The 22963-nt window shown below is 33.4% G+C and carries 24 protein-coding genes; 18 read left to right on the top strand and 6 right to left on the bottom strand.

Annotated features, from left to right (window positions below):
• Window positions 1-4 precede the first annotated feature (4 nt).
• The 4 genes from FHP05_RS03225 to FHP05_RS03210 form a co-directional block, all read right to left on the bottom strand.
• Window positions 5-1486 (bottom strand): Na+/H+ antiporter subunit D, encoded by a 1482-nt coding sequence (locus FHP05_RS03225; RefSeq protein WP_147665781.1) that lies wholly within the window; start codon window positions 1484-1486, stop codon window positions 5-7.
• Entirely contained in the window at window positions 1479-1817 is a 339-nt protein-coding gene (locus FHP05_RS03220; protein ID WP_147665780.1) for a Na(+)/H(+) antiporter subunit C, read from the bottom strand. The genes FHP05_RS03225 and FHP05_RS03220 overlap by 8 nt, the downstream gene beginning before the upstream one ends.
• The gene (locus FHP05_RS03215) at window positions 1818-4154 is read right to left on the bottom strand and encodes a Na+/H+ antiporter subunit A (RefSeq protein ID WP_147665779.1); all 2337 of its coding nucleotides are present in this window, start codon (window positions 4152-4154) and stop codon (window positions 1818-1820) included. It lies immediately after the preceding gene.
• A 241-nt stretch (window positions 4155-4395) separates the two neighbouring features.
• On the bottom strand, window positions 4396-4536 hold the full coding sequence (locus tag FHP05_RS03210) for a sporulation histidine kinase inhibitor Sda (protein ID WP_147665778.1): 141 nt from the start codon (window positions 4534-4536) through the stop codon (window positions 4396-4398).
• 425 nt (window positions 4537-4961) lie between these two features.
• Between FHP05_RS03210 and FHP05_RS03205 the strand changes: the two genes are divergently transcribed.
• The 10 genes from FHP05_RS03205 to FHP05_RS03160 all read left to right on the top strand — a co-directional run bounded on the left by FHP05_RS03205 (window position 4962) and on the right by FHP05_RS03160 (window position 13058).
• Entirely contained in the window at window positions 4962-5477 is a 516-nt protein-coding gene (locus tag FHP05_RS03205) for a YqeG family HAD IIIA-type phosphatase (RefSeq protein WP_147665777.1), read from the top strand.
• Window positions 5465-6589, top strand: coding sequence for a ribosome biogenesis GTPase YqeH (gene yqeH, locus FHP05_RS03200; RefSeq protein ID WP_147665776.1), 1125 nt, complete (start codon window positions 5465-5467; stop codon window positions 6587-6589). The genes FHP05_RS03205 and yqeH overlap by 13 nt, the downstream gene beginning before the upstream one ends.
• 20 nt (window positions 6590-6609) lie before the next feature.
• Window positions 6610-7455 carry a shikimate dehydrogenase gene (gene aroE / locus FHP05_RS03195; RefSeq protein WP_147665775.1) on the top strand — a complete coding sequence of 282 codons (846 nt, stop codon included), beginning with the start codon at window positions 6610-6612 and terminating at the stop codon, window positions 7453-7455.
• A 1-nt stretch (window position 7456) separates the two neighbouring features.
• Window positions 7457-7747, top strand: a complete 291-nt coding sequence (gene yhbY, locus FHP05_RS03190) for a ribosome assembly RNA-binding protein YhbY (protein WP_147665774.1) — start codon at window positions 7457-7459, stop codon at window positions 7745-7747.
• A 68-nt stretch (window positions 7748-7815) separates the two neighbouring features.
• Entirely contained in the window at window positions 7816-8379 is a 564-nt protein-coding gene (locus FHP05_RS03185; protein ID WP_147665773.1) for a nicotinate-nucleotide adenylyltransferase, read from the top strand.
• Window positions 8372-8947 (top strand): bis(5'-nucleosyl)-tetraphosphatase (symmetrical) YqeK, encoded by a 576-nt coding sequence (gene yqeK, locus FHP05_RS03180; RefSeq protein WP_147665772.1) that lies wholly within the window; start codon window positions 8372-8374, stop codon window positions 8945-8947. The genes FHP05_RS03185 and yqeK overlap by 8 nt, the downstream gene beginning before the upstream one ends.
• A gap of 1 nt (window position 8948) precedes the next feature.
• Window positions 8949-9305 (top strand): ribosome silencing factor, encoded by a 357-nt coding sequence (rsfS, locus tag FHP05_RS03175; protein WP_147665771.1) that lies wholly within the window; start codon window positions 8949-8951, stop codon window positions 9303-9305.
• 245 nt (window positions 9306-9550) lie between these two features.
• Window positions 9551-10150, top strand: a complete 600-nt coding sequence (locus tag FHP05_RS03170; protein WP_147665770.1) for a helix-hairpin-helix domain-containing protein — start codon at window positions 9551-9553, stop codon at window positions 10148-10150.
• Window positions 10151-10187: 37 nt separating this feature from the next.
• Window positions 10188-10760, top strand: a complete 573-nt coding sequence (locus tag FHP05_RS03165; RefSeq protein ID WP_147665769.1) for a ComE operon protein 2 — start codon at window positions 10188-10190, stop codon at window positions 10758-10760.
• A gap of 12 nt (window positions 10761-10772) precedes the next feature.
• A complete protein-coding gene (locus FHP05_RS03160) occupies window positions 10773-13058 on the top strand; it encodes a DNA internalization-related competence protein ComEC/Rec2 (RefSeq protein ID WP_191126212.1) in 2286 nt (761 codons plus the stop codon).
• Window positions 13059-13127: 69 nt separating this feature from the next.
• Here the strand turns inward: FHP05_RS03160 and FHP05_RS03155 are convergent, their stop codons facing one another.
• Window positions 13128-13262, bottom strand: a complete 135-nt coding sequence (locus FHP05_RS03155; RefSeq protein ID WP_147665767.1) for a YqzM family protein — start codon at window positions 13260-13262, stop codon at window positions 13128-13130.
• Window positions 13263-13754: 492 nt separating this feature from the next.
• On the opposite strand from FHP05_RS03155, the gene holA reads away from it, so the two are divergent.
• Window positions 13755-14777 (top strand): DNA polymerase III subunit delta, encoded by a 1023-nt coding sequence (holA, locus tag FHP05_RS03150; RefSeq protein ID WP_147665766.1) that lies wholly within the window; start codon window positions 13755-13757, stop codon window positions 14775-14777.
• Between the two features lie 33 nt (window positions 14778-14810).
• Here holA and rpsT read toward each other — a convergent pair whose 3' ends face one another.
• Window positions 14811-15071, bottom strand: a complete 261-nt coding sequence (gene rpsT / locus FHP05_RS03145) for a 30S ribosomal protein S20 (protein WP_147665765.1) — start codon at window positions 15069-15071, stop codon at window positions 14811-14813.
• A 148-nt stretch (window positions 15072-15219) separates the two neighbouring features.
• On the opposite strand from rpsT, the gene gpr reads away from it, so the two are divergent.
• The 7 genes from gpr to grpE all read left to right on the top strand — a co-directional run bounded on the left by gpr (window position 15220) and on the right by grpE (window position 22936).
• Window positions 15220-16317 carry a GPR endopeptidase gene (gene gpr / locus FHP05_RS03140; protein WP_147665764.1) on the top strand — a complete coding sequence of 366 codons (1098 nt, stop codon included), beginning with the start codon at window positions 15220-15222 and terminating at the stop codon, window positions 16315-16317.
• 143 nt (window positions 16318-16460) lie between these two features.
• A complete protein-coding gene (gene spoIIP, locus FHP05_RS03135; protein WP_330998065.1) occupies window positions 16461-17645 on the top strand; it encodes a stage II sporulation protein P in 1185 nt (394 codons plus the stop codon).
• The gene (locus FHP05_RS03130) at window positions 17645-17932 is read left to right on the top strand and encodes a hypothetical protein (RefSeq protein ID WP_147665762.1); all 288 of its coding nucleotides are present in this window, start codon (window positions 17645-17647) and stop codon (window positions 17930-17932) included. Before spoIIP ends, FHP05_RS03130 begins: the two co-directional genes overlap by 1 nt.
• Window positions 17933-18143: 211 nt before the next feature.
• Complete coding sequence (lepA, locus tag FHP05_RS03125) at window positions 18144-19952, top strand: translation elongation factor 4 (RefSeq protein ID WP_147665761.1); 1809 nt, start codon at window positions 18144-18146, stop codon at window positions 19950-19952.
• Between the two features lie 75 nt (window positions 19953-20027).
• Window positions 20028-21182 (top strand): radical SAM family heme chaperone HemW, encoded by a 1155-nt coding sequence (gene hemW, locus FHP05_RS03120; protein ID WP_147665760.1) that lies wholly within the window; start codon window positions 20028-20030, stop codon window positions 21180-21182.
• 76 nt (window positions 21183-21258) lie between these two features.
• Window positions 21259-22287 carry a heat-inducible transcriptional repressor HrcA gene (gene hrcA, locus FHP05_RS03115; protein WP_147665759.1) on the top strand — a complete coding sequence of 343 codons (1029 nt, stop codon included), beginning with the start codon at window positions 21259-21261 and terminating at the stop codon, window positions 22285-22287.
• A gap of 85 nt (window positions 22288-22372) precedes the next feature.
• Window positions 22373-22936 carry a nucleotide exchange factor GrpE gene (grpE, locus tag FHP05_RS03110; protein WP_147665758.1) on the top strand — a complete coding sequence of 188 codons (564 nt, stop codon included), beginning with the start codon at window positions 22373-22375 and terminating at the stop codon, window positions 22934-22936.
• Window positions 22937-22963: the final 27 nt, after the last annotated feature.

Genomic DNA, 22963 nt, shown 5'->3' with positions numbered 1-22963 from the left:
TCAATTACTCCTTTAGAACAGAATCAATATAATTTTGTGGGTTTAATAAATCACTTGAAATCGATTCAATTGTTGGAACGAACCACTCTGCGCCGATTCCCAATATGGTGGAACATGCCAATAGAAAAATAACAGGTGTCACCATGCCAAAGATTGGTTTTTTCTCTAATTTATTATTTGTTTGGCGCTCTCCCCAAAAACCACGAATAAATATTTTCATAACAGAATAAAGAATGAGAAGACTTGTACCTAAAGCAATAATTGCAATGACTACTTCTCCATTTTCAAAGGCTCCTTTTAATAGCTGTATTTTTCCAATAAACCCACTGAATGGTGGAATACCAGCTAATACGAATGCTGCAATAAAAAGAAGCCACCCTAGTAAAGGATAATCGTGAATAAGTCCTTTCATTTTACGTAAATCAGATGTTCCTGCTACATAAGCGATAATACCAACTAGCATAAATAGAGCAGTTTTAATAATCATATCGTGAATCAGATAGTAGATAGAACCACTCATCCCAGATTCATTAAAAAAGCCTATCCCCATCATAATAAATCCAATAGCAGGGATAATATTGTACGCAATAATTAATTTAATATTATTTGTAGCAAGTGCACCAATTACTCCGAATATCATGGAGAGTCCTGCTATCCAAATAAATGCCTCGTGTGTAAGGTCTGGTCTATGGATAAAGATTAGTGAAAACACGCGTATAATGGAATAAATCCCTACTTTTGTTAATAATGCTGCAAATAAAGCAGAGACAACAGGGTTTGGTACAATATAGGATTTCGGCAGCCAATAATAGAGCGGGAATAGGGCTGCTTTTGTTGCAAATACAAAGAATAATAGAATCCCAATGGTTGTTAAAATCCCTTGTTGATCAACTTCTTGAACACGTTCTGCAATTTGAGCCATATTAACGGTCCCGACGACCCCATAGAGAAATGCAATCGCAGTAACAAAGAGAATAGATGAGAAGACATTAATTAATACATATTTTAATGATTCTCTTAATTGAACTTTTTCTCCACCTAAAACAATAAGTGCATAAGAAGCAATTAATAATACTTCAAAAAACACGAATAGGTTAAATAAGTCACCAGTTAAAAATGCTCCACTAACTCCAGAAATGATAAAGAAGAAAAAGGTATAAAAATAATGTTTTTCCTTTGCTTCTGTCAAGGAATGTGGTGCATAGAAAACAGCAGCAACAGCAATAATATTCGTCGTTAATACTAGGACAGCAGCTAATGAATCAGCCACTAGGACAATACCATATGGTGCCACCCATTCCCCAGTTTCTAAAATAATTGTTCCATAATTGATTACTTCTAATGTTAAATAGATAACTACCCCTAAATTTATGAGCATAAAAAGCTTTGCTAGTGTTCTGGATAATGATACTTTCGAATGAACAAAAGCAAGTATGGCTCCTGAGATTAACGGGATAATTATTGGTAAGATAGCTAGATTATTCATTTGGTTTACCCCTCAATTGTTCCATATTATCTGTTTTGTTTTCTTGTGCAGTACGATAGGCCAAGACAAGCATTAAACTAGTTAATCCGAAACTAATAACAATTGATGTTAGAATTAATGCCTGAGGTAAAGGGTCTGTATAGGAGGTTACACCTTCACTTAGAATAGGTGGTTGTCCTCGTTTTAATTTCCCCATCGTTAAAATAAATAAGTGTGCAGCATGTGATATGAGCACTGTCCCAATAATGATTCGAATCATTTGTTTCTGTAAGAGATTATAAACGGCTACCGCGAATATAATACCAGCTAATATTGAAATAATTATCTCCATTTAATCAGCCTCCTCCTTATCTTTCCGAAGTTTGATAAGGGTAAAAACAGCCAGTGCTGCAATTCCTAGTACCGTAATTTCAAATAATGTATCTAATCCACGCATATCAACAAGGATGACGTTTACTACGTTTTTTCCACCGCCAATTGGAAGAGCAGTATCTAAGAAGTAGTCAGATATTGGCTCAAACCAATTTGAACTATGTGCTGAAATACCAACCAATGTCATTAAAGCTCCAAAACCAACAGATATGATTATATTCTTTAGTTTAACAGGGGGTTTTTCGCTTCTTTTTCGCATTTTCGGTAGATGTAAAAAAGCAAGTAAAAACAAAACAACGGATACTGTTTCAATTACTAATTGTGTTAATGCTAAATCTGGTGCTCGATAAATAAGAAACAAGACGGATACACCATAACCAACAACACCAGTTATTAATAATGCTGCTAAATTACTGTTTGAGAAGATCGTTGCAATTGCTGCAATCACGATTAAAACGGCAACTGTCAATTCAATAATCGTTATCTCCGCTAAGTTATCAAAGGAAATTGTAAATCCACCTGTTTGGATCATAACGAAACCTGTTACAACAACGATCGCACCAATAATTAAAGAAATATATGTTCCAAGTGATCCATTCATATATTTATTCGTTATTTTTGTTGAGACGATGTCGATATTCTTTATGATTTGATCATAAACTTTGTTAAAACTAAATCTTCCAGGTAAGATGTCGTAAATTTTTTTCCAAACATTTTTTGTTTTAAACAGAACAAATCCAACCCCAACAACAATTAATGACATGATAAATGGCGTATTCAATCCGTGCCAGAATTTAATATGACCTGCACTACTTAAAGGATTAATTGCTTCTGCTGCATGTGCTAAAAATGTTCCATTAAAAGCATTAGGGAATAAACCGATTCCAATAACACCCAACACAAGAATCATTGGTGGAATCAACATTCCAATTGGTGCTTCCACAGGTGATTTGGCTAATTTCATCGTGTGTTTCTTTCCACCAAATACTCCAAAGAAGAAGTACATGGAATAAACAAATGTAAAGATACTACCTATGACAGCTAAATATGGGATAATTTGCACCATAAATTGAGCAATCCCATTTCCAGACTGTGTTAATTGTAATGTGGAATCAAAGAACATTTCTTTACTGTAAAATCCATTTAAAAATGGTAATGGAATTCCAGCCATTGAAAATGTACCAAACAAGGCGAGTGTTGCTGTAATTGGTAAAAATGTGAAGAGACCACCAAGTTTCCGTATGTCACGGGTACCAGTTTGTACATCAATCACACCTGCTACCATAAACAGACTACCTTTAAATGTTGCATGGTTTAAAATATGGAAAACAGCTGCGAAAATCGCTACTTTTGTTCCGAATCCTAACATCGCCATGATCATTCCAAGTTGACTAATGGTTGAGAAAGCTAAAATCGCTTTCAAATCTGTCTGACGAACAGCCATATAAGAACCCCAACACAATGTAACTATTCCAAAGGTACTTACAATGATAAAGAACCATTCATAACTTGAGAAAATAGGTGAGAGCCGTGCCACTAAATAAATCCCTGCTTTTACCATGGTTGCGGAGTGCAAATATGCACTAACTGGTGTAGGGGCTTCCATTGCGTCTGGTAACCAAATATGAAACGGAAATTGAGCAGATTTTGTAAATGCACCTAATAAGATAAGGATTAGAGCAAGTGGTAAGTAATTACTGTTTAAAATAATATCTGCATGTAGAATCAATTCGCGGATACTTGTTGTTCCAGCAATGACCGATAATAATATGAAACCACCAAACATGCTTAAACCACCGAAAATAGTGATGAGCATCGATTTTTGTGCACCATAGCGAGAACGTTCTTTAAAATGCCAATAACCAATTAAAAGGAACGATGAAATGGAGGTTAACTCCCAGAATGTGTATATGGCAAAGATGTTATCAAATGACACAACACCTAACATGGCAGACATAAACATCAGTAAGTAAACATAAAAATGACCTAATCTTTCTGTTCTGTCCAAATAATAGATGGAATAGGCTACAACAAGTGTCCCAATTCCACTGATTAATAAAATGAAAAGAAGGCTAAGTCCGTCTAAATAAAAATCAAGATTAATTCCTAAAGAAGGAATCCATTGATATGTTTGTTTAATGGGGACAAAGTCTTTCCCAATAAAACGTATAAAATACAAAAAAATACTTAAGGGAATAAAAAGAACAAAAATACCTGTATGTATGCGCTCCTTTAACTTGCTTAATAAAGGAACAAATAAAGCGAATAGTAGTGGAATGAATATTGCGAATATCATGAAGCTGCTGTCCTCCTTAAATAATAAATATTTAGTTATGTATTTGTTGCAATAAAGAAGCTAACCGAAAATAATAAGCATATATTTGAATAAATACACACTAAATTATCTTAACACAATTACAGTACCCAGAAAAATAAAAAACTCTTATCTATTAATAACGATAAGAGGTTCTTCTTGTATCATACCATATTTTTAGTGTTTTTGTATGCACAGAAGCAATGAAAATACATATAGAAGGCTAGCCTGAAATTTTTATTTTATTCGATAAATTTCTCCGATATATTTCTTTTTTAATTAATAAAATAAAATCTGTATCGAGATTTAATTCCTTAGCCTTCTTGTAAGATTCTAGTAGTAGTTCATCCGAAAGCCGCTTCATAATAAATCCCCCTAATTGTCTCACAGCCTAAATGAATAGCTATTAAAATGAACAAGTTTTGATGGACTAATAATAAACTACCATGATTTGATAAATGGCACAAGGTTTGACTTATCTACATTTTCATGTGCATAACTTTATTTTGACTAGAAAGAAATGTTGATTAGACAACAATAATAATGTTGATAAAGTTATCCACAATTCGAAAAATGTTGGGATTTGTCGAACGATTTATTGAATAAAATCAAATGAAAAATTTGTATAGTTAAATCAAGAGATGTATAACTAATAAATGGTAAATACCTAATAGCTTTTCTCTACCATTTTATATCTTTTTTTGGTAATTGTGACATATTACTATATAATATATTTGTTATAGGAAAAAGATGGACAAATTGTTGTTATAATGTAATGAGGTGTATAGGTTGCTGAAGTTATTTTTGCCGAATAACCATGTTAAAAGTATTTTTGAGATTGAACCAAAAGAACTTACTAAAATAGGAATTAAAGGAATTATTACAGACTTAGATAATACATTAGTCGCTTGGGATGTTAGAGAGGCAACACCAGAAGTTTATGAATGGTTTAAAAAAATGAAAGAAGAAGATATAAAAATAACCATCATTTCCAATAATAAAGAAGAGCGAGTAAGATTTTTTTCGGAACCATTAGATACCCCGTATGTTTTTAGTGCGCGAAAGCCATTAACACGAGCATTTAAAAAAGCAGCGCAAAATATGGGACTATCGAATGAAGAAGTAGTAGTGATTGGTGATCAATTATTAACAGATGTACTTGGTGGTAATGCTGCAGGGTTTTATACGATACTCGTTGTTCCAATTGTTGAAACAGATGCAAAGGTGACAAAATTTAACCGTCGTATAGAAAGAATGATATTAAATAAAATGCGTAAGAAAGGAATGATTACATGGGAGGAATAGCATCTGAAAATGATCAGTTGGCTTGCCAGGGATGTGGAGTTGAAATTCAAACAGAAGATCCGCAAAAACAAGGCTATACTCCAAAATCTACGCTTGCAAAAGAAGATATCCTATGCAAGCGTTGTTTTCGTTTAAAACATTATAATGAAATACAAGACGTAGAAATAACAGATGATGATTTCTTAAAAATGTTAACAAGCATACAAGAAAAAGAGGGGTTAATCGTACATATTGTTGACATCTTTGATGTGAGTGGCAGTCTGTTTTCTAGTTTACCTAGAATCGTTGGAAACAACCCAATCATTCTTGTAGGAAACAAAATAGACTTATTACCGAAATCTACAAATAAGAATCGCTTACTACAATGGCTACGCTCTTCTGCTAAAGAGGTAGGTTTATCTGTAAAAGATGTTTCTTTAATATCTTCTACAAGAGGTCATGGAATGGAAGAATTAGTTGATAAAATAGAGACCTTGCGAAAAGGTAAAGATGTTTATATTGTTGGTGCAACAAATGTTGGGAAGTCTACTTTTATTAACCGGCTCATTAAACAGTCAACTGGAATCGATAATGTTATTACTACTTCTTATTTTCCAGGGACAACTTTAGGTTTTATTGAAATTCCATTAGATGATTCATCAGCAATGGTTGATACTCCTGGGATTATAAATAGACAACAAATCTCTCATTATGTGTCTAAGAAAGATTTAAAAATCATCCACCCAACGAAAGAAATCAAGCCAGCAGTTTATCAACTGAATGCTAAGCAGACATTGTTTTTTGGTGGTTTAGCAAGATTTGACTTTATTAAAGGTGAAAAACAATCATTTGTTTGTTATTTTTCAAATCATTTAATAATCCATCGTACAAAACTGGAAAATGCAGATCAGTTGTATGATAACCATGTGGGGGAAATGCTCGCACCTCCAAACGAAGAAAGCTTAGAAATACTTCCGAAGCTCGTTAAAAATACTTTTCGAATTTCTGCCGAAAGACCAACAGATATCGTTATTCCCGGATTAGGTTGGATAAGTACATCAGGAAAAGATGTAACAGTAGAAGTACACGCTCCTCAAGGTATTGCAGTAAGCTTACGGAAATCTCTCATTTAATAAAGGAAAGGTGAAGAAATATGTTTTATCAATTGGGTTTAATTGGTTATCCTGTAGAACATTCATTATCACCTTGGATTCACCAATCTTTTCTTAAAAATGCTCATCTACAGGGGCGATATGATTTAATAGAAGTACATCCTGAAAAATCATTAGGAGATATACTTATTGAATTAAAAGAGCAGCACTATACAGGGTTTAATGTCACTGTCCCATACAAACAAAAAATCATGCCCTATTTGGATAAAATAGATACTAGTGCAGAACATATAGGTGCCGTAAACACAGTGATTTATCGTGATGGAAACTGGATAGGATATAATACAGATGGGTTTGGCTTTGTTCGTGCTCTAGAATATAGGTATCCAGAAGTAATTGAAAAAACAAATATACAAGTATTGCTCATTGGTGCGGGAGGAGCGGCAAGAGGAATTTATGCAGCTTTACAAATGAAAGATGTGGAACGAATTGATATTGCTAACCGTACAAGAACAAATGCTCTTAAAATTGCAAAACAGGACCAAACAAAAGTCAAAACAGATATTTATTCTTTAGAAGAAAGTGAGAAAAGGCTTAATCAATATGACATTATTATCCAAACAACCGATGTTGGGATGAAACCGAAACAACATAAGTCAATTATATCGCTTCAAAATTTAGAACAACCAAATATTATTTGTGATATTGTATATCAACCAATTTCAACCAACTTTTTAAAAAATGCGAAACAAAGAGGTGCAAAGATTCTTCAAGGTCACTTAATGCTTCTCTTTCAAGCACAGAGGGCATTTGAAATTTGGACAAATCAGGCGGTTTCTATCGGTAAAATGGATGAACAACTAAAACAATTATTGGAAGGAAGATAATATGTTAACAGGTAAACAAAAACGTTTTTTACGATCAAAAGCACATCATATTAAGCCAATTTTTCAGGTTGGAAAAATGGGTGTTAATGACAATATTATTGAACAAATAAACGATGCACTAGAAAAGCGTGAATTGTTAAAGGTAAGTATTTTACAAAATTGCTTCGAAGAAAAAGATGACGTTGCTAAGCAATTAGCAGAGGGAACAGGGGCGGAAATTGTTCAAATAATAGGAAATAATATCATTTTATATAAAGAATCAGTTGATAATAAGAAAATAGAACTTCCATAATGGAGATAAAATAAACATACGTTTATTATAAAAAGGTTTTTAAATTTTAGTTGTAAAGGAAGAAGTAGATGAAACGCATAGGGATTTTAGGGGGGACATTTGATCCACCACATATCGGCCATTTAATCATTGCTCAGGAAGTTAGGCAAAGTCTTAATTTAGATGAAATATGGTTTATTCCATCTTCGGAGCCCCCGCATAAACAATCGGCAAGTGCTAGTGCGATTGATCGCTTAACAATGGTGGAAAAGGCCATTTCAGATGAACCTTTATTTCTTTTAAATACAATTGAAATAGAACGGAAAGGAAAATCCTATACATATGATACGATTATACAGTTGATTAAGATGAATCCGGATATGGAATTTTTCTTTATCATCGGAGCAGATATGGTTGAATATTTGCCTAAATGGTATAAAATTGATGAATTATGTCAATTAGTTACATTCGTAGGTGTGAATCGTCCTGGATTTACCTTGGATACTCCCTATCCAATTGTAATGGTTGATGTACCATTCATTGAAATATCTTCATCTATGCTTCGAAAGCGTATAGCACAGAATAAGTCAATTAAATATTTTGTGAATCGACAGGTCCAAGCTTATATAGAGGAGGGGGCTTTATATGAATAGAAATGATGCATTGGAAGTATTGGAAGCACATTTACCGAAAAAACGTTATGATCACTCAATTCGAGTAACAAATACTGCGATTCAATTAGCAGGAAGATATGGGGTTGCTAAAGAGCAAACAGAGATGGCTGCTATATTTCATGATTATGCAAAATTTCGTTCAAAAGATGAATTAAAAAGATGGATTACCCATACTCATTTACCAAAGGACCTTCTTTTTTATCATCATCAATTATGGCATGGTCCAGTTGGAGCAATTTTAATAGAGCGGGAACAAGGGATTAAAGATCCAGCTATTCAAGCTGCTATTCATTGTCATACAACTGGTAAGAAGGACATGTCACCATTAGAACTTATTTTATATGTTGCAGATTATATCGAACCCGGCAGAAGTTTTCCGGGGTTGGATGAAGTAAGGGAAATGGCTAATAAAGATTTAGTTAAAACAGCTTGGATGATTTCTCGAAATACCATTCATTATTTAATGGAAAAAAATCAACCTATATATCCAGACACTTTTCATGCATATAATGATTTAACGAAAAAAATAAGTGGAGGTAATTCATAGTATGGAAACAAAGGAAATACTAAATCTTGTTACAGAGGCATGTGATGATAAACGCGCGGAAAATATCGTTGCTTTGAATATGGAGGGTATATCTTTAATTGCGGATTATTTCGTTATTTGTGAAGGAAGTAATGAAAGACAAGTCCAAGCAATTGCAAAAGGGATCCAGAGCACATTAGAAGAACATGATTTAGAAGTAAACCGTATAGAAGGTATGGATCATGCAAGATGGGTATTAGTCGATTTAGGGGACATTGTTTGTCATGTTTTTCATAAAGATGAACGGGATTATTATAATTTAGAAAGATTATGGGGAGATGCCCCGTATGTGTCATTACAAATTGGAAGTGAAGAGTAAACCAATTAGATGCCATGTTTACTAAATTTAAGAAATAAAGTTATTCATAAATATTTTTATCCAAAAGTGGATTTTCGCTAATTGAATAAAGGAGTTTTTTAATATTTGTATGAAAAAGATCGGAATTACTCATAATTCCGATCTTTTTCTAGTAAATGCATATTTGTGTATCTGGATTGTACACGATATAATAGTATCAATTTCTTCGTATATTCTACTTTCACTTTAAAAGGATGTGATCCCCTTTGTTTCATCGATTTAAAAAATATGGAGCTGTAATAGCAATCGGTTCTTTTTTTCTATTTTACTTTTTCTTTATGAAAGATAATCCAAAAGATGAAGCGAATCTTACCCCGAATTCATTTCCTGAAGCTAGTAATCAGACAGAGGAAAAAAATGAGCAATCAAAGAGCCTAGAGAAGATTATTGTTGATATTAAAGGGAATGTCGTAAAACCAGGAATATATGAGATGGCCCATGATGCTCGAGTCCATGAAGCCATCGATCTTGCAGGTGGATTTAATGAAAAGGCTGAACAGACAGCAATCAACCTTGCCCAAAAAATACAAGATGAAATGGTGATCTATGTTCCGGCTCAGGGAGAAGTAGAGCAAAGCCAAGTAAACCTTTCTGATTCTGATTCCAATCAATCCAAAATACGAATCAATTCTGCAACAGCAGATGAAATTGAATCGTTAAATGGAATCGGTCCGTCAAAGGCACAAGCAATTATTGATTACCGAGAAGAAAATGGCCTTTTTCAATCAGTAGAGGATTTATTAGAAGTTCCAGGGATAGGGGAAAAGACACTAGAAAACTTAAAGGAAGATATTCAGGTTCCTTGAACATTCAAAGAAATATAGCAAAAAGGGAGAGATTAAAATGGCAAGAATACCTTGGAATCAATATTTTATGGCCCAAAGCCATTTATTATCTTTACGGAGCACATGTACAAGATTAATGGTTGGTGCGACCATTGTTCGTGATAAACGGATTATTGCAGGAGGATACAATGGGAGTGTCTCTGGAAGTGTTCATTGTATTGATGAAGGTTGTTATATTGTTGATGGGCATTGTGTCCGGACAATCCATGCAGAAGCAAATGCATTATTACAATGTGCAAAATTTGGAGTCAGAACGGAAGGCGCCCATATTTATGTGACCCACTTTCCATGTCTACAATGTACCAAACAAATTATTCAAGCTGGTATTAAAACAGTGTATTATGCAACTGACTACCGGAATAATGAATATGCGATTCAGCTTTTTCAAGAAGCAGGAGTTAAAGTGGATAAAGTTCCATTAGAGGAATTCAATATTGATCCAAATTATAAAGTGAAACAAGAATATGTATCTAAGCTTCTTAAAACAGTAGGATCACATGTTTCAAATGATGAGTTAGCTCATTTGAAGGAGGAAGCTAAACAAATATTTAAAGGTGATATGAATGAATAGGTGATGTGTGTCATGAAAGGTTATTGGCATATTCCGGCAATATCTGTTGTAGTGGCTTTTTTGACTATTTATTTTAGCACATGCTTGATATTATTTGGCTTTATTGGATGGATTTTATGGATGTATGTAGGAAAAAGATTAAGTATAGAAGTATTATTCGCATCCTTAATCTTTTTCTTCTTCTTTTTTAATTATATTCCCTCAGTCACTTTTTCTGTTATGGATTATCCCTCACAACAAGTGGAACGGACCGGAAAAGTGGTCAGTTCTATTAAAAAAACACCAAAAAAAATAGAGCTACTTCTCCTTGATTTTCAAACAAAGGAAACAATTCTTGTTCAATATTTCCTTGAAAACAATCATGAATCACTAACAAATATATCTCTCCAAAGAGGTGCAACATGCCGTGTGAAAGGAAAGATGCAATCACCTGAACGAAGTACAAATCCAGGGCAATTTGATTATGCATTGTATTTAGCAAAACAGAATATAACAGCGGAAATGACGATAGCATCATTAGATGACTGTATATGTTCAGGTAGTTCCTCTCTTAGTAAAATAGATTCATTAAGAGAGAATATGCAAAGAACACTTATAGAAACATATGAACATATAACATATGCATGGATGAATGGATTGATTTTCGGAGATGACTCTTTGATTTCAGAGGAGAATATCGAGTTATTTAGGCGCTGGAATTTATCCCATTTATTAGCAATCTCTGGTTTACATGTAGGTTTAATCATAACAATTTTATATTTTTTGCTTGTAAAGACAGGAATTGTAACAAAAGAAAAAGCACAATTATTGATTATGTTATTCTTACCAATTTATGCGCTAATTGCTGGCGGAGAACCATCTGTACTAAGAGCAAGTGTGATGGCATTACTTGTTATGATATTCTTAAAAATGAAGATAAAAATGGGAATTACAGATGTTATTAGCCTTGTTTTTATTCTGTTTGTATTATTGGATAAATATATTATTTATCATGTAGGCTTCCAATTATCGTTTCTTGTATCATTTGGTTTAATCATATCTAAGCGATGGCTTCTTTTACATCCGTCCTTTATTTTAACCCTGTTGAAAATTAGCTTTATCTCCCAAATGGTTATCTTACCAGTCCAATTTGCGTATTTTATGCAATTTCATCCACTTTCGATTCTATTAAATGTGTTGATTGTTCCTTATTTTTCATTTTTCGTTATACCTTGCTTATTTCTCCTCCTTATACTTGCCCCTATTCCATTTTTCCGAGAGTTTGTAGAAGCTTTATTTCTACAGAGTCATTCCATAGTCCTGAGAATGATAAATAAATTAGATGAATTCATGTACTTTCCGTGGATCAATGGTTCACTGCCTAATTGGTTTGTTTTTATCTATTATGGTCTATTAATAGGTTTGATGCTGTATATGGAGCGAGAAAAAGTAAAAGAAGCTTTTTCCTTTGGTATAGCCTTAACTGTTTCCATCATGTGCATACTTATACAGCCATATCTATCTTCCTATGGAACGCTGACAATGCTGGATATTGGCCAAGGGGATTCTTTTTTAATGGAATTGCCTTTTAGAAAGGGCGTGATTTTCTATGATGTAGGTTCTACATTTTCTTTTGAGGATATGCAACCAACAGAGCAGGTGTACAAGCAAGTTATTAAGCCAGCCCTTCACTCGAAAGGGGTTCAAAAAATCGATGCAGTATTTTTGTCTCATGAAGATATCGATCATATTGGAAGTATTGATTTTCTTGTCAAAGAATTCGAAGTGGATGAAATCATAGTAAGCGAATTTTATAAAGTTCCAGTGAAACAAGAGCAATTTTGGAAAGAACAAGGTACGATAATTAGATATGTACGACATAATGAAGTTATTTCCATTTCAGGTCATCCATTTAAAGTGCTTTCCCCATTACGAAAGACAGATTCCGATAATGAAAATTCTTTAGTGTTGTATTCGGAGTTTGGTAATATGTCATGGTTATTTACTGGCGATATTGGAAAACAGACAGAAAAGGCAATCATACAACAGTATAAGGGATTCGAAGTGGATATTTTAAGGGTAGGGCACCATGGGAGTAAAACTTCTACAGACAGTATATTTATTGAGCAAATAGAACCTACATACGCTCTTATTTCAGCAGGGAGGAAGAACCGTTATGGACATCCAGCTCCAGAGGTTTTAGATGTTTTAAAAAAGCATCAACTTCAAATTTTGCGGACGGATAAAGATGGAGCAATTATTTTTCGTTATCAAGCTGATTCTGATAAAAAAGGTCATTTTCAAAAGTTTATTCCCTAATAAAAAAGAGACTGTCACATCAGTCTCTTCATTCATTAATATGAATGGTTTCCTATGTAGCTTTACAACTTATGAGTACAGTACGCTAATAAAAACTCCGATACCAAAAATTAACAAGAAGTACAATAGTGAAAAAGTAAAGCCTTTGATGGAATCAGCAACGTCTAAATTTTTTGACTGTGGATCTTTTTCAAATTCATTCATAGCTACCCCTCCTGTATACTTTTATCGCAGATTAACTAGCTGTAAAATCTCCTTTTCAAGAATTCAAAAGAATCAAGAATTATAATTGGAGGATCAACAGCCAGTAAAGACCTAATTTGTTCAAGGGCCTCTAGGTCATCCCCTTGTAGTGCTAACAATCAATGAAGAAAACCCCGCTGCTTGAAGTTTCACTTTATAGTATAGATGAAATTTAGAAAAAAATCCACTGAAATTATACTGTGGTGAAGCTTTTTCACGAAAATGTCTTATTTGGAAAATAAAGTCCAATGTTAGTAAGAGTTGTCATCAATATTTTTTTACTGTCAGGTAAAGATATAACTACACTCGTTAGGACACAGTTTCTAGGCCTGTTGTTTTAACGTTTACAATAGATAGGGGAGGGATTTATATGAATCCCTCTCATTTATTTCTTGCTAATGGCAATACTTCAGCGTACCATAATATTAAAGTTCAATTATGGAGTGAAATTCGATGGCTTCAACTTTTTTAGACTTAAGTCGTCAACTAAATAAAAAAGACATTCCTCGAGTTAGTTTAGTATATGGGGAAGAAGCATTTTTTATTCAAAGTTTAAAAGATTTATTTAAAAAACAAGTGATGACAGAAACTGAAAATATCAGTACATATGATTTAAGCGAGACTTCTATTCAAGATGTCATTGCTGATGCAGAAACATATCCATTCTTTGGAGAACAAAAATTGATATTTGCAACAAATCCGGTCTTTTTTAAATCGAAAACAAAAAAGCTTCCTTTTGAGCATGATTTGTCGGTGTTGGAACGATATGTAAAATCACCGCCAGATTATTCCATTCTTGTTTTTATTGCTGAATATGAAAAAATTGATAACCGAAAGACAATTAGTAAATTATTTAAGAAACACGCAGTCATTGCTGCTTGTCATCCCATTAAAGAGTATGAGACAGAAAAATGGGTGAAATCAATTGCAAACAGCTTGCATGTAACGATTGATAAAGAGGCGATTGATGCGCTCGACCCTGAACTAATGAAGAATTTACAGTTGCTTCAAAGTGAATTCAAAAAACTTGCTCTTTATGTCGGAGAAGGTGGGAATATTACAAGGGATATTGTGGAAAAGTTAATTGCACATACTCCACAAAGCTCTTCATTACGTTTGGTTGATACAGTTATCGCGGGGGATTTATATAAGGCGATGTCCATTTATAAAGATTTAATGAAATTAAATGAAGATCAAATCGCACTTATCGGTTTATTGGCTTTTCAATTTCGGATGATTTTTCGGGTGAAATTACTTAAACAAAAGGGTTATGCACAAACACAGATTCAAAGAAACATCGGAGCCCATCCATATGTGATTAAAATTGCTTTACAAAGAGAAAGACAATTTAGTATCAAACAATTGAAATATATGATTAATCGCTTAGCAGATACAGATGAAATAATGAAACAGGGGAAGATGGATAAGAATATCGCATTTGAACTTCTTTTATATGATTTGATCAAAGCATCTTAACGAAAAACGATCCTTTTGAGGATCGTTTTTATTTTATATATTAGCTATTTTATTTGCTAAGCGTTTCTTTTGGCGCTTTCCTTTGTTTTGATGAATAATTCCCTTTTGAATCGCTTTATCGATTTTCCTACTAGCTTCTCGGAATGAAGTAGCCGCTATGTCGGAGTTATTTTCTTGAACGGCCTTTTCTACCTGTTTAATCATTGATTTCATGTCTGATTTATTCTTTTGATTTTGTATCCGTTTCTTTTCCGTTGTTTTTACTCGTTTAATCGCTGATTTTATATTAGCCATTTTCCATCTACCTCCTAAGCATATATTGCCCATATTTGAAGAATTTAACAGGCTGAATTTTCTAATAACAGCTATATGTTAATTCTGCATGAATAGGAAAGAAATTGCAAACGATAAAGGTATAAAAGTTCTTGAAAGGATGTTAATGATGGCAGATAACCAAATAAATTATAGTGTGCGTACAGATTTAGCTGTTGAAGCAAAAGATATGTACGTAGAAAAGGAACAGGAGAAGAAGCCAAATATCAAAGGGGTGGAAATTCAAAATCACGAAGAAAAAGGTATTCGTGTTTCCTATGTAAAAATTGATGAAGAAGGAGCAGAGCGATTAGGAAAGAAAGCGGGGAACTATATCACCATTTATGCGGATGGTGTGAAAAATCAAGATACAAAAAGCCAAGAAAATGCAGCAGGGGTACTCGCTTCCGAATTAGAAAAATTATTAGAACTAAACCATGTACCAGAAAATGGAAGAGGACTTATCGTTGGTCTTGGCAATTGGAATGTTACTCCTGATGCATTAGGCCCGATGACAACGGAAAAGATTTTAGTGACAAGTCATTTATTTCAATTAGAGTATGAGATGGTATCAGTTGGCTATCGTTCTGTAGGAGCAGTTACACCAGGGGTAATGGGGGTAACAGGTATTGAAACAAGTGAAATAATTGTTGGAGTTATTGAGCAATTTAAGCCTGATTTCGTTATTGCAATCGATGCACTTGCATCTCGTTCTATTGAGAGAATTAATGAAACGATTCAATTATCAGATTCGGGGATTCATCCAGGTTCAGGTGTTGGAAATAAACGTAAGGAGTTGAGCAAGGAGACACTAGGTGTTCCAGTTATTGCAATAGGGGTTCCAACAGTTGTTGATGCTGTTACGATTACGAATGATACAATTGATTTTTTATTAAAGCACTTGGGAAATGAATGGAATAATAAAGATCGTCCATTTCAAGCACTTGTTCCAGGTGGATTTTCATTTGGTAAAAAGAAATTAGAAGAAAAGGATATGCCTAGTTTAGAACAACGAAAAACGTTTTTAGGGATGGTAGGGACATTATCAGAAGAAGAAAAAAGAGCATTAATTAAAGAAGTTCTTACACCTATGGGACATAATATGATTGTAACACCAAAGGAAGTAGATGGATTTATGAAGGATATGGCACACTTGCTCGCTTCCGGTATTAATGCAGCATTACATGAAAAAGTCGATATTGATAATTTTTCATCTTATACAAGATAAATGAAAAATCTTAAAGGACTCTTAAAAGGGTCCTTTTTTAAATGTCCTTTTTTCTATTAAAAATCCACATTTGGTTCTATCTATTCGGTTATTCTCATAGAGTAAACTAGAGGAATAAGAATGATTGATGAGGTGATTCGTTGTTGAAAAACAGTAGAAAAAATAAAAACTATCAACCAATTACACAATTGATAAGAAAAAGCAGTCTTTATTTTATTACAGTATTTATAATTTTTATTTGTATAGGAATATTAACAACTGTATCACCTGCATACCGTTTTTCTTCACACATATTAACGAATTGGACAAGCAAGGTGGAGAGTTCTACGTTTATTTATTTATTGGGTATGGAAAATAAGGCTTTTAAAGAAGCGTATCCAAAAGATAAACCAATGCCAAATCTATCAACTACATTTTTTGAACTGATAACAAGTATTAAACCGAATGATGCAAGAAGTTTATTAAGAAATGAAATACCGGGTTTTTCCATTTATGATCAACAAATATTAATTGCGGGAGAAGGGACGGATTTTACTAACTTACCAATTGAATCTTCTCCTCCATTAGAGGATGTTCTAGAAGATCGTGAAGCAATTATGGATGAGGAAATGGATGAAGGTGTAAATGAACAACCAGACATAGAGGGAAGGCCATCAACAGGCAAAAGAAATGTTGTTTTTATTTATAATACACATAATCGAGAATCGTTTTTACCATCATTACCAGGTGTAACAGACCCTGATTCAGCACATCATCATGAAGTAAATGTAACAAAGATTAGTGAACGTATAGTGAAATCATTGAAAAAACAGGGAATTGGAGCGGTAGCTGATAAAACAGACCATATGCAAGTTCTTAATGAAAGAGGTTGGAAATATCCACAGTCTTACAAAGCTTCTAGAGAAGTTGTAGCAAATGTATTAGAAGAAAATAAAGACTATAAATATGTATTTGATATACATCGCGACTCCTTAGGAAGGGATAAAACGACGAAAAAAATTAATGGTAAATCATATGCTAAAGTCATGTTTGTGGTTGGTGCTGAACATGAAAAACATGAAAAAAACTTAAAATTTGCTTCCGAATTACATTATATACTAGAAGAAAAGTATCCTGGATTAAGTAGAGGGGTTTATCCGAAAAAAGGAAAAGGAACAAATGGTGTGTTTAATCAAGATCTCTCAGAACAAGCAATTTTAATTGAATTTGGTGGAGTGGAAAACAATTGGGATGAGTTAAATCGAACAGCAGATGCTTTGGCAGAAGTATTTAGTGAATTCTATTGGGATGCCGAAAAAGTTAGTAAGGAGAAAAAGGAGGGGAAATAATGGGAAGAATGTTGACAATTACACTATTTTTGATTATTTTTTTCTTAATTGGTGTGATCCTTGGAATAGGAAGAGAAGGAATAGCTTTGAAAGATAACAGCAATCAAATGGAAATGGTGGAAGAGGTAAACGAGGAAATAGATGAATTGGAATTATACCGATTGGAAGATGAAGAACGAAGTGAACATTTCACCCAAAAAATAGCCTCTTTTTTAGGAAACATTGTAACGGGATTTTATGAAGTCGTTATCCAAGTAATTTATCAAATTTCATTATTATTGTTTTAGGATAGGTTTAAAATGGCTTGTCCTTGAACCCATCATATGCTATTGTTATAATTTAATCTAGTGATTTATGTCAATTATGCGTTCTTCATAAATTTAATTATGAAGGATTAGATGAATATTATCTCTCATTTGCCCCTTCGTTATATAATTATGTTTTACAAATAAAAATAGAAAGTTACGCATAAAGGACATGTAGGAGTGAACAACATAAATGGCTAAAAAACAAGAAAATGTACGAAATTTTTCAATTATCGCACATATTGACCATGGAAAGTCAACATTAGCAGATCGAATTTTAGAAAATACAAAAGCATTAACAAAACGTGAAATGAAAGAGCAATTCCTTGATGCGATGGACCTGGAGCGTGAAAGAGGTATCACGATTAAATTAAATGCTGTACAACTTGAGTATCAAAGTAAAGATAATGAAGAATATACATTTCATTTAATCGATACTCCGGGTCATGTTGACTTTACATATGAAGTTTCTAGAAGTTTGGCTGCCTGTGAAGGGGCTATTCTTGTTGTTGATGCGGCCCAAGGAATTGAAGCACAAACATTAGCGAATGTTTATTTAGCACTTGATAATGACTTGGAAATCATACCGGTCATTAATAAAATTGATTTACCGAATGCAGACCCGGACCGAGTGAAACAAGAACTACAAGAAGTGATAGGTATTGATCCGGATGAAGTTATCTTGGCTTCTGCAAAAGCAAATATTGGAATAGAAGATATTTTAGAACGAGTTGTTGAAGCAATTCCACCACCTAGTGGAGATAAAGACAATCCCTTACAAGCGCTTATATTTGACTCGTTATTTGACTCCTATCGCGGTGTCATTGCATATGTTTGTGTTATGGAAGGTTCTATAACAGTTGGGGATAAGATAAAAATGATGGCAACTGGAAAGGAATTTGAAGTAAATGAAGTAGGGGTATTTAAACCAAAACCAACCATTGTTGATAGTTTGCAAGTTGGGGATGTTGGATACTTAACAGCATCCATAAAAAATGTCGCTGACACACATGTGGGGGATACGATTACACATGTTGAAAATCCTGCATCAGAACCATTACCTGGTTATCGCAAACTTAATCCAATGGTCTTTTGTGGATTGTATCCAATCGATACAAATGATTATAATGATTTACGTGAAGCATTGGAACGTTTAGAATTAAATGATTCTGCTCTTCAATATGAAGCAGAGACATCACAGGCATTAGGATTTGGTTTTCGATGTGGTTTTTTAGGCTTACTTCATATGGAAATTGTTCAAGAACGTATTGAGCGTGAATTTAATATTGATTTAATTACAACCGCGCCAAGTGTTATTTATGAGGTAGAGAAAACAGATGGTGAAGTAATTAGGGTAGATAATCCTTCTGAGATGCCAGATCCACAACTCATTGAAGAAGTACGAGAGCCGTTTGTAAAGGCGACTATTATGGTTCCAAATAACTATGTTGGTCCTGTTATGGAAATTTCTCAGAAAAAACGTGGGCAATTTTTAAATATGGAATACCTCGATGATATTCGGGTAAATGTTATTTACAAAATTCCACTATCAGAAATCGTATATGACTTTTTTGATCAATTGAAATCACAATCAAAAGGATATGCCTCCTTTGATTATGAGTTAATTGGTTACCAACCATCTAATTTGGTGAAAATGGATATCCTCTTAAATGGAGAACAAGTTGATGCGTTGTCATTTATTGTTCATAAAGATTTTGCTTATGAAAGAGGAAAACAAATTGTTGAGAAATTACGCGAATTAATTCCGAGACAGCATTTCGAAGTTCCCGTCCAAGCGGCGATTGGAAATAAAATAATTGCTCGTTCTACCATAAAAGCTATTCGTAAAAACGTGTTAGCAAAATGTTATGGTGGGGATATTTCACGTAAACGAAAATTATTAGAAAAACAAAAAGAAGGAAAAAAACGAATGAAAATGGTCGGCTCAGTAGAGATACCACAAGAAGCATTCATGTCTGTATTAAAAATGGATGATCAATAAAGAGAAGAGGAGAAATTTTATGTGTTAAACACACCTTGAAATTTTTCCTCTTCTTGTTCATGAAGGAGGGAAAAAATGATTCAATCAGCATATATTCATATTCCATTTTGCCATCATATTTGTCATTACTGTGATTTCACGAAGTTTTTTTATAATGAAACATTGGCAACAGATTATTTGCAAGCCTTAAAGAAGGAAATACAGACGAAAGTACCTGGTAGGGATAATGAAGTGAAAACCATTTTTATTGGTGGAGGAACACCAACCGCATTAAATATTTCACAATTACAAATGCTATTAGAAATAATTCATCATACGTTTGATGTAGAATCCTGTGAAGAGTTTTCGATTGAAGCAAATCCAGGTGATTTCGATAAAGAGAAAATAAAATTATTGAAAGAATATGGAGTAAATCGGGTCTCACTCGGCGTGCAAGTATTTGATAATGAAATGTTGAAATCACTAGGCAGAGCACACCAGGTAAAGGATGTATATCGTACGGTTAGTGATTTGCAACAGGATGATTTCACTAATATTAGTATTGATTTAATTTATGCATTACCACATCAAACAGCTGAGCATTTTCAAAAAACGGTTGAAGAAGCTTTATCATTTCAACTGCCCCATTATTCGGCTTATTCTTTACAAGTTGAACCGAAGACAATTTTTTATAATCGCCTTAGAAAAGGGGAACTACATCGCCCGGAACAAGAGGAAGAAGTGAAGATGTATGCTGTTTTACGTGAATTAATGGCTGTAAATGATTTAAACCATTACGAGATAAGTAATTTTTCTAAACCTGGTTTTGAAAGCAAACATAATCTGACATATTGGAATAATGATTACTATTATGGGTTTGGTGCTGGGGCATCTGGTTATATACCAGGTAAACGGATGATAAACATTCGTCCATTACCAGCATATATCAAACAAGCAGAACTTGATGGGAATCCAACCTTGAAAATAGACAAAATTACTTTAAAAGAAAGAATAGAGGAAGAATTATTCCTAGGATTGCGAAAACAAAAAGGAATTAGTGACACTACTTTTATAGAAAAATTCGGGTTTTCATATCATCATATTTATGGCGAGCAAATTGATTCTCTAAAGACAAAAAAATGGGTTGTAGAGGAAGAAAGACATTTACGGTTAACGGAACAAGGTTTATTATTTGGCAATGACGTATTTGAACAATTCTTAATTGATGGGGATATAATTCAAGTTGATTGACAAAAAAAATAGGATTTGGTAATTTATTAGTAGCATTAGCACTCGATGACCTGGAGTGCTAACAGGGGTGAACATCATGCTAACAGAGCGACAGTTATTGATATTAAAGGTTATTATTGATGAATTCATTAAGTCTGCAAATCCTGTTGGTTCACGTGCAATAGCTAAGAAAGACCAAATAAATTATAGTGCTGCAACAATCCGAAATGAAATGGCTGATTTAGAAGAAATGGGATATTTAGAAAAAACACATACTTCATCTGGAAGAATTCCCTCTGAAAAAGGGTATCGTTATTATGTGGACCATATTATTGCTCCAACTATAAAAAGAAGTGAGATAAATATCTTAAATAAAATCTTAGAAAATGGTTATTTCGAAGTTGAACAAGTTGTTCAAAAAGCAGCAGAAGTTTTATCTAGACTAACGAATTATACATCGATTATTTTAGGACCAGCAATTTATGAAGCAAAACTAAAACAGATACAAATATTACCTTTATCTCAACATACAGCAGTGTCTATTTTGGTTACAGATACTGGTCATGTCGAACATCGTTCTTTTTCAATACCATTTGATATAAAACCTTCCGATTTGGAAAAAATGGTGAATATATTGAATGATCGCTTATATGGTGTTCCACTCATTTATTTACATGAAAAACTTCATCATGAAGTTGTTCATTTATTAAGGAAATATGTGAATGATTTTGAAAAAGCATATGCATATTTAGATATGATGTTTTTCCAAGAACAACCAGTAAAAGTGTATGTTGGAGGAAAGTCAAATATTTTATTACAGCCTGAATTTAGGGATGTCAATAAATTGCATTCCTTCTATACGATGATGGAAGATGAGAATGAAGTAATTAAACTCTTTCAACGCCACGAAGAAGGGATTCAAGTTAGAATTGGTAAAGAGAATAAAGCAGATGTGATTAAAGATTTTAGTTTAATCACAGCAACATATCATACTGGTGGCGACCAAACAGGAACAATTGCTTTACTTGGTCCAACTCGAATGGAATATCGTAAAGTGATTTCATTACTTAATGCTTTTTCATTTGAAATGACAGAGGCTTTGTATTTATGGTATAAAGGTGACTGATAAAGTAGAAATTGTAGTGGTACTGTACACTACAACTTTATTTTGCCATTTTTTTATATAAACAGACATGTTGGAGGTGGGAGAAATGACGGAAAAGGATAAAGAAACACAAATAGAAGAGAATGTTGAAAATGAAACTACAAATGAAGAACAAGAAATAGAAGAAAAAGTCGATGAAATTAATCAAGTGGAAGAACTAAAGAAAGAACTAAATATAATAACTGAAGAAAAAGACAAACTCTATGACCGTCTAATACGTATCCAAGCAGAATTCGATAATTTCAAAAAACGTACACAAAAAGAAAAAGTGGCAGAAAGAAAGTATAAATCCGAAGACCTTGCTACAGAATTATTACCTGCATTAGATAATTTTGAAAGAGCACTTCACATAGAAGATGTAAATGATGAAATTAAAGGATTCCTTGATGGAATGTCTATGATCTACAGACAACTTATCGATGTTCTAGAAGGGCAGGAAATTACAAAAATTGAAACAGTAGGTAAGAAATTTGATCCAAATCTTCATCACGCAGTTATGCAAGTAGAAGATGATACAGTTGATTCAGATGTCATTGTGGAAGAATTACAAAAGGGCTATATGTTAGCCGATAGAGTTATTCGTCCAGCAATGGTAAAAGTAAACAAATAATATATGCAATTTATACTTAACTTGCAA

The sequence above is a fragment of the Cerasibacillus terrae genome, from assembly GCF_008039555.1.
Classification (GTDB): domain Bacteria; phylum Bacillota; class Bacilli; order Bacillales; family Amphibacillaceae; genus Cerasibacillus; species Cerasibacillus terrae.
The sequence above is the reverse complement of the archived record's forward strand: the minus strand, read 5'-3'. Positions and strand labels throughout refer to the sequence as shown.